Annotated in this window: 13 protein-coding genes; 10 read left to right on the forward strand and 3 right to left on the reverse strand. The window is 38.0% G+C overall.

Annotated elements, in window-relative coordinates; genetic code table 11:
- Positions 1-70 precede the first annotated feature (70 nt).
- The 8 genes from IEX29_RS12975 to IEX29_RS13010 all read left to right on the forward strand — a co-directional run bounded on the left by IEX29_RS12975 (position 71) and on the right by IEX29_RS13010 (position 10438).
- Positions 71-1873: a cache domain-containing sensor histidine kinase gene (locus IEX29_RS12975; protein WP_188734813.1), complete on the forward strand. Its 1803-nt coding sequence runs from the start codon at positions 71-73 to the stop codon at positions 1871-1873.
- On the forward strand, positions 1851-3446 hold the full coding sequence (locus IEX29_RS12980; protein WP_188734814.1) for a response regulator transcription factor: 1596 nt from the start codon (positions 1851-1853) through the stop codon (positions 3444-3446). The genes IEX29_RS12975 and IEX29_RS12980 overlap by 23 nt, the downstream gene beginning before the upstream one ends.
- Positions 3447-3460: 14 nt before the next feature.
- The gene (locus tag IEX29_RS12985) at positions 3461-4795 is read left to right on the forward strand and encodes an ABC transporter substrate-binding protein (RefSeq protein WP_188734815.1); all 1335 of its coding nucleotides are present in this window, start codon (positions 3461-3463) and stop codon (positions 4793-4795) included.
- Between the two features lie 167 nt (positions 4796-4962).
- Positions 4963-5583 carry a YesL family protein gene (locus IEX29_RS12990; protein ID WP_188734816.1) on the forward strand — a complete coding sequence of 207 codons (621 nt, stop codon included), beginning with the start codon at positions 4963-4965 and terminating at the stop codon, positions 5581-5583.
- 303 nt (positions 5584-5886) lie between these two features.
- Entirely contained in the window at positions 5887-6846 is a 960-nt protein-coding gene (locus tag IEX29_RS12995) for an ABC transporter permease (RefSeq protein WP_188734817.1), read from the forward strand.
- Positions 6847-6861: 15 nt separating this feature from the next.
- The gene (locus tag IEX29_RS13000; protein WP_188734818.1) at positions 6862-7752 is read left to right on the forward strand and encodes a carbohydrate ABC transporter permease; all 891 of its coding nucleotides are present in this window, start codon (positions 6862-6864) and stop codon (positions 7750-7752) included.
- A gap of 22 nt (positions 7753-7774) precedes the next feature.
- Positions 7775-9397 carry an extracellular solute-binding protein gene (locus IEX29_RS13005; RefSeq protein WP_188734819.1) on the forward strand — a complete coding sequence of 541 codons (1623 nt, stop codon included), beginning with the start codon at positions 7775-7777 and terminating at the stop codon, positions 9395-9397.
- A gap of 165 nt (positions 9398-9562) precedes the next feature.
- The gene (locus IEX29_RS13010) at positions 9563-10438 is read left to right on the forward strand and encodes an alpha/beta fold hydrolase (protein ID WP_188734820.1); all 876 of its coding nucleotides are present in this window, start codon (positions 9563-9565) and stop codon (positions 10436-10438) included.
- An 86-nt stretch (positions 10439-10524) separates the two neighbouring features.
- Here IEX29_RS13010 and IEX29_RS13015 read toward each other — a convergent pair whose 3' ends face one another.
- Positions 10525-10965, reverse strand: coding sequence for an RrF2 family transcriptional regulator (locus tag IEX29_RS13015; protein ID WP_188734821.1), 441 nt, complete (start codon positions 10963-10965; stop codon positions 10525-10527).
- Positions 10966-11123: 158 nt separating this feature from the next.
- On the opposite strand from IEX29_RS13015, the gene hmpA reads away from it, so the two are divergent.
- On the forward strand, positions 11124-12341 hold the full coding sequence (hmpA, locus tag IEX29_RS13020; RefSeq protein ID WP_188734822.1) for an NO-inducible flavohemoprotein: 1218 nt from the start codon (positions 11124-11126) through the stop codon (positions 12339-12341).
- Between the two features lie 547 nt (positions 12342-12888).
- Here hmpA and IEX29_RS13025 read toward each other — a convergent pair.
- Positions 12889-13602: a GntR family transcriptional regulator gene (locus IEX29_RS13025; protein ID WP_188734823.1), complete on the reverse strand. Its 714-nt coding sequence runs from the start codon at positions 13600-13602 to the stop codon at positions 12889-12891.
- A gap of 208 nt (positions 13603-13810) precedes the next feature.
- Positions 13811-15010, reverse strand: a complete 1200-nt coding sequence (locus IEX29_RS13030) for an enolase C-terminal domain-like protein (RefSeq protein WP_188734824.1) — start codon at positions 15008-15010, stop codon at positions 13811-13813.
- A 288-nt stretch (positions 15011-15298) separates the two neighbouring features.
- Between IEX29_RS13030 and IEX29_RS13035 the strand changes: the two genes are divergently transcribed.
- Positions 15299-16648: a PTS transporter subunit EIIC gene (locus IEX29_RS13035; protein ID WP_188734825.1), complete on the forward strand. Its 1350-nt coding sequence runs from the start codon at positions 15299-15301 to the stop codon at positions 16646-16648.
- Positions 16649-16952 lie beyond the last annotated feature (304 nt).

The following is a 16952-nucleotide window of genomic DNA, read 5'->3' on the forward strand; positions in this document are numbered from 1 at the left end:
CGAGTAGTTTCTTTTTGATATAATGGGAAAGTGGATTGGCAGCTTAGAGACTTGTTATGGAGGATTTGATATGTTTTTGTCGTTGCGAAATAAATTATTTCTTGTTTTTTCCTGTGTATTAACGATTCCTTTTTTAATCTTGTCTCTAATTATGCCAAGTTTATTTACTAATTATATAAAGGAACAAACGCAAGAGCTGACAATTGGTATGATGGACCAATTTTCTCTATATATTGACTCCGTTACGATGCAGGCGACTGACGTGGGACAGCAGGTATTAGCGAATGCTATTACACAGGATTGGCTGCGGGTGGAGAATAATAGCAGTAATGATGATGAAACATTGGAAACAGCCAGATTAATGGTGAGAAACGAGCTTAATGCCATGCTGAGTTCCATGATGGTCAATAATTCTAATAATATATCTGTTTCCATCTTTACCCATGATGGGGAAGGGATTTGGGGTGACTATCCGGAGCTGGATAAAACGGAATGGTATCAGGAGTTCATGAAGAACGATCAGACTTTTACCCATTCCCACATAGATACAAACCAGCAATCAGCATTAATGCGGGAAATGCCTATTAATAGTCATCTTATCCCTTTAGTTGATTTAAATACCCTTCAGGATAGCGGGGTTATCAAGGTTAATTTCTCCACAGAAATGATAGAAAATTCCCTGGATAAAATTAAAATAGGTGAACATGGCTATGCTTTTATAATAGATTCTCAAGGTGAAAATGTTTTAACAGAGGAGATCGATACCCCTCAGTCTATTATTGAAGAGTCTTTGAAACAAATTGCACACAAAGAAGAGGATCATGGATTGCTTGAAATAGAAAATGAACAGGAAAACTATTTGTTGTTTTATCAGCAATTATCAGTAGGAGATTGGGTTTTAATTAGTGAAGTAACGGAGGATGATCTATTTTCACATTCCAATCAATTACAGAAAAGCCTGCTGTTACTAAGTGCAGGTTTGTTTTTAATTACTATTATTGCTTCTTTTCTTTTCTCATCTTCGATTACAGATCCTTTACGGGGATTGATGAAAGCAATGCATTACTTGGAGAAAGGAGACTTTAAAAAGGCACAGAAGATTATATCGACAATCCGGTCAGAAAATAATGAAATCGGCTATTTAGTACAAGTATTTGATCAGACCGTGGTTCGTTTGAAACAGTTGATTGATAGTGAATATAAAACCAATATTCGGAGACGCAATGCTGAATATAAAGCCTTGCTACTGCAAATTAACCCTCATTTTCTGAATAATACCCTTGAAATAATTGGCGGCTTAGCAGCTCAGGGTAAGAATAAAGAGGTGGTAAATGTAAGTGTGTATTTAGGAAAGATGCTCCGTTATGCCTTAAACACAAAATCAGACCTGGTAACATTGACAGAGGAGATCCAATATATCCGCAGCTATGCCAAAATTCTTGAGCTTCGTTATGAAGGGGACCTTCAAATAACAATTGAAGAAGATCCGAAAGCAAAGGAATTTCCGATTATTAAATTTATTATTCAGCCATTAGTGGAAAATGCAGTGAAATATAGTTTAATTTCTAAAGAGCATGCCAGTGTGGAAATAAAGTCCAAATATCAAGATAACCAGTTAACATTACAAATTGCAGATGACGGTGTCGGTATATCAGACGAAGTAATTCAAAGTTTATCAATGAGTAATCAGGCAGATACTCTGGAGAGCAGTGGCAATAGTATTGGACTTAAAAATGTGCTGGATCGCTTGCATTTATATTATGGAGATCGATTCAATTATCGAATTGAGACAGAATTAAACAAAGGTACAATGATCATCCTGCAAATAGCAGAGGAAGGGAAGATGATGGATGAGGAACGTCTTGATCGTTGATGATGAAATCCAAATTCGCAAGGGTTTACGATGGAAAGTGGATTGGGAGGAATTAGGATTCCATATTGTAGCGGAGGCAGCGAATGGGGAAGGAGCACTGACAAAACTGAAGGAAGAAAAGGTAGATCTGGTGATGACTGATATCCGGATGCCGATTATGGATGGAATAGAGCTGGCTAGACATTGTCGGGAAAGATATCCAAATATCAAAGTAATCGTATTGTCTGGTTATTCTGATTTTGAATACGTGAAAAGTCTGATGAAAAAAGGAGCAAGGGATTATCTGCTAAAACCGGTGGACCCGGAAGAATTAGCGGAGGTATTAGGGAAAATGAAGAATGAAATCGACAGGGATCGCAACAAACAGCTTGAACTGGATCGCGTTAAAAGGCAGGCGCGGACCCAATTTCAGGAGGTACAGGAACAATATCTTCTGTCGCTGGTGAAGGAAGAATGGTTTCAATATAGCCTGGTAAAAGAGAGGCTTGAACAGTTGAAGCTGGATATGCTGCTGAAAGAGGATTTAAAAGTACAATTTATCAGCGTCGGAGTGAGAGATTTTAGTGGTCAGGCAAATCGAGTGAACGAATTACGAATGGCTTTTCAAATGCTGTGCAAAGAATTAGTTGAACCAAGACCGGGTATGTTCGCTTTTTATGATCTGGGTTATACAAATATGATGCACTTTCTTATCGTATTAGATCAGGATTTTGATAATCAGCCTGACCGATTAACGAAAACGATTCAGCATCAAGTAAAAAAACTTTTAAAGTTAGAGACTGTGATTGGAATCGGCAATCCAGTAACTGGTTTGTCAGAATTGAAGACAGGCTATATTTCCAGCTTGCTCTCATGGAGTCAGAATCAGTTAAATCATCATTCACAGGTAATTGATAAGCATGTCAAAAGAGAAGAACTGATGGATTTTTCACCAGATCTGGAGAAGCATATTATTAATGCAATTGAACAGATGGATATGTCCAGGTTTCACAGGGAGCTGGAATCTTTGCTAGGTGAAACAACAACCCAATCGGTGTTATCGTCCTCGATTGTTGCGAACCGGATTTTGTTTTGTCTCGGCTCCATCGCCAAAAAATATAATGTTGAGAGCAGTAATGCACAACGATTGATTTGGGAATGCCAGCAAGTCATTTGGCAATTAAATGATCAGGGAAAAGTCATCACTTACCTAACTGAGCTTGCTAAGTTAATCGTTGCCCAAATTCATGACTCAAGAACAACGGATGGCAAACAGATTGTTGATGGGGTCCGCCGTTATATTGACCAGTATTATGGAAATGATATTTCACTGACCATTTTGTCTGAGCTTTTTCATATTAACAGTGCTTATTTATCAGAGATTTTTAAAGTACAAATCGGCAAAAACTTTAGTGAATATTTAACGGAAGTCCGGGTGAAGGAGGCTAAGAAATTCTTAAAAGATCCACACTTAAAAATAATTGATGTAGCTAATCTTGTCGGATTTTCCAGTTCTGCCTATTTTAGCATCGTCTTTAAAAAGCATGTAAACGAAACTCCAGCTAATTATCGAAAGTCATTCGATCCGGTATAAAAGGATGATGTATCATGAGAAGAAGAATAATTTATTACAGCTTATTTGTGATATTAGTCAGTATTGTCATAGGTTATCTGGTTATATTGGTACAACCTTTGTCTATACAAGATGAAAAGAAAGACATTGAACAGAAGGAAGAGCCGGAGGACGTTGTTGAATTAACGTTTTGGCGCAACTATGGAAATGCGGCTGAGAACAAAGCATATAATGAGATTCTGGAGGATTTTCATCAATCTCATCCTCATATTCACGTCAACATGCAAAATATAGAGTATGCCAATTATGAAGTAGAACTGCGGACAGAGCTGGTTACTGGAACGGGGCCGGATATAATGGCAATTGACAGTCCTTATTTAGCCTTATACGCAGAGGCGGACCTTCTGATGCCGTTAAATGAATATTTAACAGAAGAAGATGGGCTGGAGGAAGATTTTTCTGAAACAATTACCCAAGGATTAACTTACAAAGATCAATTGTACCTGATGCCATTAATTGAATCGAGTATTGCTCTATACTACAATATGAATCTATTGGAAGAAGCAGATCTCCCCTTTCCGGATAGTGACCCTGCCAATCCGATGACATGGGAAGAGATTGTTGCGTTATTGAAGGAAGTTCAGAAACCGGAAGAAGGAATTTATGGTATTGATCCGGCCCAAGGATTCGGGAGCGGTGAGGCGCCTGCTTATTTTAAGCTTCCAATTATCTGGCAATTTGGCGGAGAAGTGATTAGTCCGGATGCAACAACAGCCAGCGGATATTTAGATTCAGCAGAAACGATAGAGGCTTTACAATTTTATCAGGATTTATACCATAAAGATAAAGTAGCTGTCAGAGAGCTTCCGGCGGATGCCTTTGAGGATGGGAAATTGGTGATGACGGTACTCGGTGCATGGGCAATAACGGATTTAGAGCAAAATGGATTGAAGCTGGGAGAGGACTTTGGAGTTGCTCCGCTTCCAAAATCAAAGTATCAGGTTGTTCCGAATGGAAGCTGGGCGCTTGGCATACTTTCCACTACGAGTCATCCTGAGGAGGCATGGGAATTTATCCGCTATGTAACAGACTATGCGTCTATGAAAAAATATAGCTCCATCACAGGAGAGGTTCCTGCCCGATATTCTGTAGCTGAAGATCTTCCTGAATTTAATACCTATCCGTATAACATCTTTGCAGAGCAGGCATATTCTTATTCCAGAAATCGCCCGGTTACACCAGTCTATCCAGATATAAGTGTAGCGATAAAAAAATTATTTGAAGATATCGGTCTGGCGAATAAGGATGTAGAGACTTCTGTGGAGGAAGCAGTAGAAGCCATTAATCAGCGTCTGAGACAAGCCGATTAATTTTTTTGAATCTAAGCCAAAGATTTTATAATATCTATTCCAAAAATATTACAATCGAGAGCTCTGCTTTTTTGATAGAGTAATTATAAAGAGATTTCTTCCATATAGGACGGATGAATTAAGTCTTTACAGGCTGTTAATCTGTAATGAAAAAGGAGCGGGGCAATATGATTGAAAAACGATGGTATATGCGGATAGGTACGTTGGGCTTCAATTTAATATATTTAAATCTATTATGGGCAGCATTTACCTTATTAGGTGGTATCGTTCTTGGTATCTTTCCGGCAACAGCAGCTCTATTCGCTGTTGTAAGAAAAATGATTCTTGAAGATGAAGACGCAGTGGTATTTTCAGAGTTTATTACTCATTTTAAAGCTTCATTTAAGACATCCAATTTACTCGGATATATCATTTCTTTTATCGGTTTATTCCTGATAATCGATTTTCGTATTGTTCAAAATATCAGTCAGGAAAGTGTGCAGGTGCTGCTTTTTAACCTTATTCTTGTCATCGGTATATTTTATCTGGTCGCCATGCTTTATATCTTTCCAGTATATGTACACTTTGATTTGAAGTGGAATGAGTACTTCAGGTATGCTTGCATATTGACGATTGCCCGTCCTTTTCAAACGATTATGTTAGCCGCTTTTGTTGTGGCGGTTGTCTATTTATATATGCTTGTTCCGGCATTAATTTTTGTACTCGGCGCCAGCCTGATGAGTTTTGTGATGATGAAGATTGCTTCCTTATCCTTTCCTAAGAAGCACGTTTTACACGAATCCACATAATTATCCTGCGTAAATGGATCAAGAGCACATTTCAGATTAAAGTGAAATTATTTAGTTGAGTTATATAAATAAGCCTGCGAAGTAAAAGGTTTCCTTTTATTTTGCAGGCTTATCTGTGTTTTCTGATCAACGTAATTTAATTTCTGATTATTTAAAAGGTATTTTCAGACTGGTCATCAAGAACCAAAGATTTTATAATCCATCGCCCTAAAATATTGAAATAAAACGCATACAAACTTTGCTATATTTAGATTACGAAAAGATTACAGCAAAGTCTAGAGCTTAAGCAAGGGAGGGGTTTAGATGGCAGCATCAAAATCAGATACATCACCTGACAGCACAACGCCGGTAAAGAAAAAGAAAAGCGGTGCGCTGGCATATATCCGAAAAAATTATATTCTTTATTTGTTTTTATTACCAGCTGTTATTTTAGTTTTTATTTTTAATTATATTCCAATGTATGGAGTGACCATTGCTTTTAAAGATTTCAGTCCTTTAAAAGGAGTATGGGAGAGCGAGTGGGTAGGATTTGAGCATTTTCGTAACTTCTTAGAGTCTCCTAACTTTCAGCAAATTTTTATGAACACCATTAAATTAAGCGCTTTTGATCTTTTATTAGGGTTTCCAGTTCCGATCATTCTGGCAATTATGCTGAATCAATTGAGAAAGGCAAGAGTGAAAAAGAATATTCAATTAATCATTTATGCACCACATTTTATCTCAGTCGTAGTTATTGCGGGAATGATTTTTATTTTCTTATCCCCGGCAGGTCCACTAAATGCCATTCTCGGTTTGGTATTTGATCAGCCAATTTCATTCATGTCTGAACCCGGATATTTTCGAACGATTTTCATTGCTTCAGGCATTTGGCAAGGGGCAGGATTTGCTTCCATCATCTATGTAGCAGCACTTTCCAATGTAGATCCACAGCTGCATGATGCTGCAACCATGGATGGTGCCACTTTATTACAGCGAATCCGCCATATTGATTTACAGGCATTGAAGCCGACGATGACGGTGTTGTTTATATTAGCGGTTGGAGGAATTATGGCAATAGGTTTTGAAAAGGCTTACTTACTCCAGACTTCTATGAACATACCGGCTTCAGAGATTATTGATACGTACGTTTACAAACGTGGGCTGCAATCAGCAGACTGGTCGTTTGGTGCGGCGATGGGATTATTTAATTCCATTATAAGCTTAGTCTTATTAGTCGCTGTTAACTTTATAGTGAAAAAACTAAACGGAGAAACATTGTATTAGAGAGGAGGCAGTTTCATGGATAATAAATTAATTAATAATTCCAAGTCTGATAAATTTATCTTATTTATTAACAAGATTTTGTTGGGTCTTATTGTACTAATCGTAACTGTCCCTCTTTTGTACGTGCTGCTGGGTTCCTTCCTGCAGCCCGATATATTACTGACAAAAGGAATTTCTTTTGACCCCAGTCATTGGACAATAGATGGCTATGTTCGTATTTTCCAGGATGGCTCAATTATGAGAGGCTTTTTGAATTCTATTCTCTATGCGACCGGATTTACACTGGTATCCGTCATCTTTACGATTATGGCAGGTTATTCTCTATCTGTTGATGGATTAGTTGGTAAGAAGGCGCTTATGCTTTATTTCATTATTACCATGTTTTTTAACGGCGGGATGGTACCAACTTATCTGTTAGTAAGAGAACTGGGAATGCTCAATACACCGTGGGCAATTATCTTGCCGGGTGCGATTACTGTTTGGAATATTATCTTAGCGAGAACGTATTTTAGAGGGTTGCCAAAGGGATTGATAGAAGCTGCGAGGATAGATGGGGCTTCAGATGCGAGAATATTTTTAAGTATTATTCTGCCATTATCGAAACCGATTATCTTTGTATTAGCTTTATACTCTTTCATTGGTCAATGGAATGCCTATTTCGACGCAATGATTTATTTGGAAGATCGAAGCTTATATCCATTGCAGTTAATCTTACGTGATATTCTGATCCAAAATGAAGTGCAGCCGGGGATGATTGGCGACCAGATGGCCAGGGCAGAACTGCAGCGCCTGGCAGAAATGATTAAATACTCGGCAATTGTTATAGCAAGTTTACCATTGATGATAATGTATCCATTCTTTCAAAAGTACTTTGAAAAAGGTGTTATGGTCGGATCATTAAAATAATATAAAAAGTGAGGGATAAAGTATGAGAGTTTTATATCGATATTTAGCGGCAGCTATGTTTACAAGTTTGTTAATCGTTTCAGGCTGCGGCAAAAGTGATCAAGCGTCATCAGAGGATTATGAATTAAGTGATGTCACCTTTCCGATAGAGGAAGAGGATATCAGCTTGAAGTTTATTACAGAAAGCTCACCAATGGCTCCCGAAGATCCTAATGACAAGTTAATCCTGCAACGCTTGGAAGAACAGACAGGTGTTCACATTGACTGGAAGAGCTTCTCGGGTGAATCCTTTACTGAGCAGCGTAACCTGGCAGTAGCAAGCGGTGACTTACCGGATGCTATTATGAATACGCGTTATAGTGATTATGAATTATTGGATTTAGCTGCTGATGAAGCGATTATTCCAGTAGAAGATTTAATTGATCAATATATGCCCAATCTGCAGGCTGTATTAGAAGAAGCACCGGAATATCGTGCTATGATGACAGCACCGGACGGTCACATCTATGCTTTTCCGTGGATTGAGGAATTAGGATCTGGTAAGGAAAGTATCCATTCCTTAGATGCTACCGGCTGGATTAATGTGAAATGGTTAGACGAGCTGGGCTTAGAAATGCCTTCAACGACAGAAGAATTAAAGGAGGCATTGGTAGCTTTCAAAGAAAATGATATGGCAGGAGATGGTCAAACGATTCCTTTATCATTTATGATCAGCAGCGGCGGGGAAGATGTATCCTTTTTATTCTCCCCATTCGGCGAAGGAGAGAACTGGGATCATACCGTTGTCACCAACGAGGATGAAGTCCTGTTCACCTCTGCACAGGAAGGTTATAAAGATGCGATTAACTATTTAAATGAATTATATGAATTAGATTTGATTGATATAGAAGCCTTTGAGCAGGAATGGAATACGTACTTAGCCAAAGGACAGGAAGGACGTTACGGTTTATACTTTACGTGGGATATGGCGAATATTTCCGGCACCGAAGATTATGCATTACTTCCTCCATTAGAAGGACCAGATGGACATAAGCATGTCGCACGCTCCAATGGAATGGGCTTTGATCGGTCACGTATGGTTATTACATCGGCAAACGAGAATTTAGAGCTTACTGCTAAGTGGATTGATAAGCTGTATGAACCGATGCAATCCGTGCAGGATAACTGGGGAACTTATGGAGATGAAGAGAAACAGAATATCTTTGAGTATGATGAGAATGAAGCTATGTTGAAGCATTTACCATTGGAAGGTACTGCACCGGTAGAACTGCGTGAAGAGACAGCTATTGAAGGACCGTTAGCTGTTTTAGACAGCTACTATGGGACGGTAACGACGATGCCGGATGATGCAGCATGGAGATTGGACCAGCTGCATGAAACATTAGTGCCTTATATGAATAATGATAATATTTATCCAAAAGTATTTATGTCTTTGGATGAATTAAAACAGCTTAGTGATATTGAAAATGATTTATTCCCATATGTGGAACGCAAGAAGTCAGAGTGGATCACTAATGGTAAAGCAGATGAGGAATGGGATGAATACCTTGCTGAATTGGACCGTTTAGGGTATCAGGAATGGTTAGAAATCAAGCAGGCTGCCTATGATCGAAATGCAGAGGTTGAGGCAGAGGTTGTAGAATAATTTAAATAAACCGCAGAAAATCAAAAGCAAAGCCGAGTAGACAAAATTTGGATGCTATTGATTTTCTGCGGTTTTTAATTTGTTAAAAATGATCTAGGTTTTTCCATAGGTAGTTACTTAAAATGGGAATAATTATGTTAAAATCCAAATAAGGGAGGTTTTAAAATGTGGGAACAAGAGATTGTAACAACAGTACGGGGAGAATTCGAAATTTTTCGTAAAGGAGAAGGGAAACCTTTATGCTCAACACATTTATATAGTGAATTCAATGAGCTTGGAAACTATTTTGCCAATGAGTTTACCGATTATTTTTCGGTGATTCTCGTAAATTTAAGAGAAGCCGGAAATTCCTGTAAAGCAGAGGAAGAATACCAACTAAGCATGGCAGAATCAGTGTATGATTTGGAAGCAATCCGGGAAGCTCTAGGTTTTGAAAAATGGGCTTTTGCCGGACATTCAACGGGAGGGATGCTGGGATTGAAATACGCGATTTTAGCACCGGATTCTTTAACAAAAGCAATTGTCGGCGGAGCGGCTGCGTCCAGTCAGTATATGAAGCATCCAGAGAGTATTTACTGTAAGAAGTCTCCTCATAATAAACGTTTATTAGAGATTCTGAACATATTAAAAACTTCAACAGATATAGCAGAACGACGACAGGCGAATAAAGAATGGTCGGATATGTCCTTATATTATCCAGAGAAAAGAGAAGAATATTTCCAAAAGCCGAGCAGCGGGAAAACCATAGGCAGCAGACTGGATTATTATTCCTACACGGAGTTACCAGAATACGATATTACGCAGGAATTGCCAGATGTAAAACTACCTGTATTTGTATACTGCGGTGTACACGATGCACAGTGTCCATATGTGTTCTCTGAGGAAATCGCGGTTAAGTTAGCTAATTCCAGATTATATGCTTATTCTTATAGTAATCATTTTCCATATATTGAGGAAAAGAAGAAATTCAGCGGAATAATCCACGTATTTGTAAAAGTAGAGGACGGGGAAGACTTAAACAAAAATAAGGCACATTTCTGAAAATAACTGCTTGCTTTAAAGAGATGTTCTTGTGCAGCTGCCTTCTAAAAAAACATCATGATAAATTGCAAGAACATCTTCCTATATTAACTCTTCATCCCCATCAGTTCCTTCAGTTCTTCCTCATTCTGTATCAAATCTTCCAGAGTATATTCCTCCAGTACTTTAAAAAATTGAAATAATGCCTTGTTTAGGACGTGCTTCAGGGAACAGCCCGGTGAAATCATACAATGATTGGTACCTTTATCAAAGCATTCGAGCAGATTAAAATCACTCTCCAGGGAGCGGATTAATAATCCAATATTTATGTCAGAAGCAGACTTCGCAAGACGAAAACCGCCATTTCTTCCTCTTACTGATGTCAGTAATCCTCTCTTCGTTAAATCATGGACAACCTTTCTGAGGTGCTCTGGTGAGATGGAATATACATCAGATACTTCTTTGATGGTTGAAAGCTCTTCCTTTGGTTTTAACCCCGTAAAAATCAAGACGCGCAAGGAGAAGTCTGTATATTTTTTTAAGTTCATAGTATCTCTCCGTTAGTTAATTATTTCACATAATTGTAACATAAAACTGCTTTGGACACATTGAATTCACATTTTAACAGGACTAGAATAAAAGATGTATTCGAAATACATCTTTTAATTATTAGTATAAATATATATAACAAAAGGAGCGTTATTAAATGAGTACTGCAGTTGGATTAGATCAGCAAACAATTGAAATTATTAAATCGACTGTTCCTGTATTAGAGGAGCATGGGGAAGCTATTACAAAACACTTTTATAAAATTATGTTAGAGAATGAACCGGAATTAAAGAATGTCTTTAACCAGACGAATCAGCGGAAAGGGGCACAGTCAAAAGCTTTAGCAGGAGCTGTATATGCAGCGGCAGCAAATATCGAGCATTTGGAGAATATCCTGCCTAATGTGAAGCAAATAGCACATAAACATACAAGCTTAAATATAAAGCCGGAACAATATCCGATCGTAGGGAAATACCTGTTAATTGCAATTAAGGAAGTGCTTGGAGAAGCTGCTACAGATGAAATTATCGAGGCATGGGGAAAAGCTTACGGCGTGATTGCAGATGTTTTTATCAGCGTGGAAAAAGAAATGTATGACGAAAAGCAAAACGCTACTGGAGACTGGGTTGGTTTTCGTGATTTCATAGTCGCTGAAAAAATCCCGGAAAGTGAAGTTATTACATCCTTTTATTTAAAACCTGCAGATAATGGAGAAATTCCATCATATCGACCAGGACAATACATCACTATAAAAGCACAAATTGATGGGGAGCCTTATGATCATTTACGTCAGTATAGTTTATCTGCAGCTCCCGGTCAGAATTTTTTACGAATCAGTGTAAAGCGGGAAGATGAACATAATCCTGAAGGCATCGTATCAAACTATTTGCACAATCAGGTACAGGAAGGATCTGTAGTTTCAATCAGTTCACCATCTGGAGATTTTATATTGAATGATGCAGGGCAAAAACCGTTAGTATTAATTAGCGGGGGAGTCGGCTTAACTCCATTAGTAAGTATGCTGGAAACGGTTGTAAAGGAACAGCCTGAAAGAAAGGTTATCTTTATTCATGCGACAAGATCACGGGCTTATCATGCGATGAAAGACAGCGTAGCAGCTATTGCCGAAGCAAATGAGCAAGTAACGCATTATACTGTTTATGAGGATAATTCCAACGCCGATGTGTGTGATAAACAAGGGTTTATCGATTATGATTGGTTACAAACAGTTATTCCAACTACGGACGCATCCTTTTACATGTGCGGACCTAAAGGATTTATGAGTGCAATAAATGGTCTTTTAAGAAAATTGAATGTTGCGGATGACGATATTCATTTTGAATTCTTTGGACCAATGGATGAGCTTGCGAATTAAATACTAAGACTGATAAGACTGGCTTATGAAGAGAGTCTATTCAAGGAGTTATGGTTAACTTTTGAATAGGCAAAAACCTTCTTAAGCTGGTCTTTTGTTATGTTTAACAATAATTTATGCAAAAAAACTCAAAAAGATAAGAATTAAAATCGTATTCCACATTCAACATGGATGTATAAATTTTGGTATGAATGAGCAGTTACAGCAGCTTTAAATAAAATATAATCTAGGTGTAAGTAAGTAGTGAGCATATATTTCAGGCCTGAATGATGCTGTCAGTTATTTAAAAATGGAGGGGGAAATAGTGCAAATCGAATTATTGAAAAAAGAATTGGAATATATTTCGAAAAAGATCTATGAAAGAGGACTTACACAGGCCCGGGGCTGCCATCCTGTGTGACGTTTGATGATAAGCCATTGCATATTGTCTTAAAATCTGGCAGTTTTGGCAGTGAGGATTTCTTTATGGAAGCGATAAAGCATTTATCTGGGGAATGATGGAATTATGTGGAGGTCCATAAAAAAGAAAGGCGATAGAAACACCTCTCTATCTCGTTCTATGCTGATGATTGGAAGGATCAAACGGAGTGAAATAAGATACAGAATAATCAAGACTGACCATTTCGCTATACTCAAAGACTCGCCCGTCATGGAGGATACCTCGATTGACGATTTTCATGGCAGCAGTTCCTTTTTTGCAATTTAAAAGTGCGGCTTGATTCTTATCAAGGGTAATTGCAGTATACGAGGTAATGAAGTGTGAAATTTTATAGCCGCATCTTCGGACAAATTCATGAACAGATTGCGTTACATCTTCTTCGGTGAATTCGGGAAAGAGCATATAAGGAAGTCTGGATGTTTCGATTTGCCGCTTTTGATAATCGATAATACGAATACGCTTGTATTCCCATAATGTTTTCTGTTCTGAACCGAAATCGAATATTTTTAGGAACTCATCATCTGCTTTAATTTTTTTCAAATAAATAATCTGTGACTGAATATCTGTAAATTTCTTTTGAGTTAAGGAATTATATATTAAAGGGCTTTTATATTTTGCATCATTCACAATAGATCCGGAGCCTTGGATCACTTTGATACTGCCAATCTCTACAAGCTTTTTAATTGCTTCCCGGATAGTATATCTGGATACATGGTAAATTTCAGCCAACTTTCTTTCTGTAGGAAGCTTTTGACCAACTTTATATTTATTCTGATAGATTTTGCTGAGGATATCATCAGCAATAAAATCTCTTTTTTTCATAAGGTAACCCCCCTGGATAATATTTATTATTTCAACATAGGAAGAAGAATGGCAACTCATATCATTAGTTTGTCGAGCTTTTACTGGATAAAAATCCATTCATCTGTGTCAAATCAAAGAATTGACCTGGAAGTCAACGAAAAAAACTTTAGAAATGTAATTGTGAAAGGAATCCCTACAGTCCCAATCAACTGTAGGGATTCCTGCTTTAAGGTGTATGGATGGATCCATTTGGAAGCCTTGCTTCTGTCCATGCATGATTTCGGTAATAGACAGGGTATTTTGATGCCATTTGCTCATTAAATTGAACACCGATGCCAGGTTTTTCAAGTGGATAAATGTAGCCATCGATTACCTTAACATCAGAAGGAAACATCTTTTTTGTAGTATTATCTGCTTCCTGTATCTCTTGAATAGCAGCTGGGTACAAGTGTATATTTAAATGCGTATTAACTGCTGTACCGATAGGCGTCATATCTGATGGTCCATGCCATGCGATACGGACTCCAAAACTTTCACAGAGTGCTGCCAATTTTAAGGCAGGAGTAATTCCTCCGATTTGCGATACATGACAACGGATATAATCAATCTGTCTATTTTTAATAATAGATTGCCACTCTATAGGGTTGTTAAATAATTCTCCGGTAGCAATGGGAGTGATACATTGAGTCCTCAATTGAGATAACCACTCATTTTGGTCAGGTGGTAAGATATCTTCCAGAAAATAAGGTTTGTATGGCTCCAAATCTTTAGCCAGCTGGAGAGCTTGGTTTGGAGAGAGACGCTCATGCACATCATGGAGAAAATGAATCTTATATCCATACCGCTCACGCAATGCTTTAAACATATGCACTACATCTTTCACATAGATATCCGGGTCATAGTACTCTCCAGTAGTTTGTGTTTTGGTTTGGTGCATATCCTGATTTTTCCCACCGTATTTTCCAAGCTGACAGCGAATATGCCGGTATCCCTGGCCAATCAATTTATCTACATTTTCAAACAGTTCTTTCAAGGTTAATCCGTCTGCGTGCGTATATGCTGCAATGGCTTCTTTTGATTTCCCGCCCCACAGCTGATAGAGAGGCATATCAGCAAGCTTACCTTTAATATCCCATAATGCCATATCTACTCCAGCAACGGCATTGTTTAATACTGGACCATTCCTCCAATAAGCGTTGACCATCATAACATGCCATAAATCTTCAATATGGTTGGCATCACGGCCGAGTAACAATGGCTTTAAGTATTCCTCAATAATATTCTGTACGGCTAAAGGCCGCTGTTGAAAAGTTGCGCATCCATATCCAATAATTCCTTTATCTGTTTCGATTTTAACAACAACCAGGTTATGACGATGCGGATTCGTACCAAATGCTTCGATATTCGTAATAGATGTAGGTTTCAATGTAATTGCCCCTTTATGATGAATTCAAATGTCAAATCAAAGCAATTTTACCATTATGATTAAAACACACTAAACCAGCACCGTCAATTTGGTTCGAAATACATCGCGGTTTTAGTTATTTACCATACCAATTTCGTTGTTTTTTGTTTGGAAATGTTGATATATCAATGTTTGTGTTTTTTGTTTGGTTTTTTATGGCGTTTTTCAGCTTTCGATTGCTGTGCTATTATAAGTCTGTCAAATCAAAGCAAAATATATACGAAAGTGTAAGTAGAAGAGGGTGGCAGAATGGATAAAAAAGCTATAAAAGAAATTATAGATAATGTCGGCGGAGAAGATAACATTAAAAAAGTCTGGCATTGCATGACCAGACTTCGCTTCGATTTATATGATAACTCTCTGATAGATCATGATGCTATTAAACAGTTGAAAGATGTAATGGGAGAACAATTATATAATGATCAGTACCAAATTATACTTGGCACGAATGTAAACGCTTATTACACAGAAATATCTGAACGAATTGGAAAACTGGACAATGAGGAAAAAACGGATGAGCTGCCGGAGAAAAAGAAAGGCCTCTTTTCCAGATTACTCGATATTGTATCCGGCGTGTTTGGACCGGTTGTTCCAGCTATTGCCGGAGCGGGAATGATCAAAGGTATTCTGGCTGGGTTAATTGCACTGGAGGTTCTTTCAGAGGACAGTCAAACAGTTTCCATACTGGATTTAATTGCGAGCAGTGTTTTTCACTTCCTGCCGTTTTTTCTAGCTGTATCAGCAGCCAGGATTTTCAAAACAAATGAATATTTGGCACTTGCTGTTGCCGGAGGTTTTATGTATCCAACTTTGATGGAGGCTGCACAGTCGGGAGAGATTACTGAGTTTACTTTTGTTGGTCTCCCTATTCCTGTTATTGATTACAGTGCCAGCGTCATTCCTATCATTATATCAGTATGGGCATTAAGTTATATCTATCGATGGGTTGATAAAATAATGCCCAGCGTTTTGAAAACGGTATTTACCCCAACATTGACACTCTTTATTGCTATTCCGATAGCTTTGATTGTAGGCGGTCCGTTAGGGAATTACGTAGGGATTGCATTGGCATATGTCGTTGATTTGTTATTTGATATTTCACCGATACTTGCGGGGATTGTTGTTGGCGGGATACGGCCAATCGCAATTGTATTCGGGATGCATCATGCGCTGACACCTGTCGCATTGCAGAATTTTGCCGTAGATGGCTATGACATGTTAATGCCGATGTTCTTTATGACAAATATGGCGATAGTAGGTGCAACACTCGCTATCTTTTTCAAATTAAAGAACAAAAAAGACAAATCTGTTGCCCTTTCAGCTGCAATTTCTGCATTTTTGGGAATTACAGAGCCAGCGTTGTTCGGTGTTTTAATCAAGCATAAAAAAGCATTTATTGCTTGTACAATAGGAAGTGCTGCCGCCGCAACATTCTTTGCTATTTTTGGTGTGCGTATCTATGGCTACATTCTATCCAGCATTGTTAGTTTAGTAGCGTATGTAGGACCATACTTTGTTTATGCAGTTATAGGAATAGTGATAGCTATTGCAGTAGCGTTTTTCCTAACATTTATATTGGAAAGAAAAAGCAAAAACTAACTAAAATTCTCTCGGAGTTCTAAAGAGGAGCGTTTTGCAAATGTAATTTTGTAAAATGCTCCTTTTATAAAAAAAGAAGGCAGCAGCTGTCAAATTTATTGATATGGTAACCGATTTGTTGGCCTTAGAGCGTATCAGTCTCATTAACTTTACTTTGACATGAAAAACAAATTAGTGTGTGATCCTCTTGCACAACCCCCTCTAAAAAGCCGTTATGACAGTAAACGTTTTTCTCACAAACACTGCAGATACCTACGAATTCCTTTTCCATAGTCAGATTCTCCTTCACTTTTTCATATAGTAT

The sequence above is a fragment of the Oceanobacillus neutriphilus genome (assembly GCF_014645515.1).
Taxonomy (GTDB): domain Bacteria; phylum Bacillota; class Bacilli; order Bacillales; family Amphibacillaceae; genus Oceanobacillus; species Oceanobacillus neutriphilus.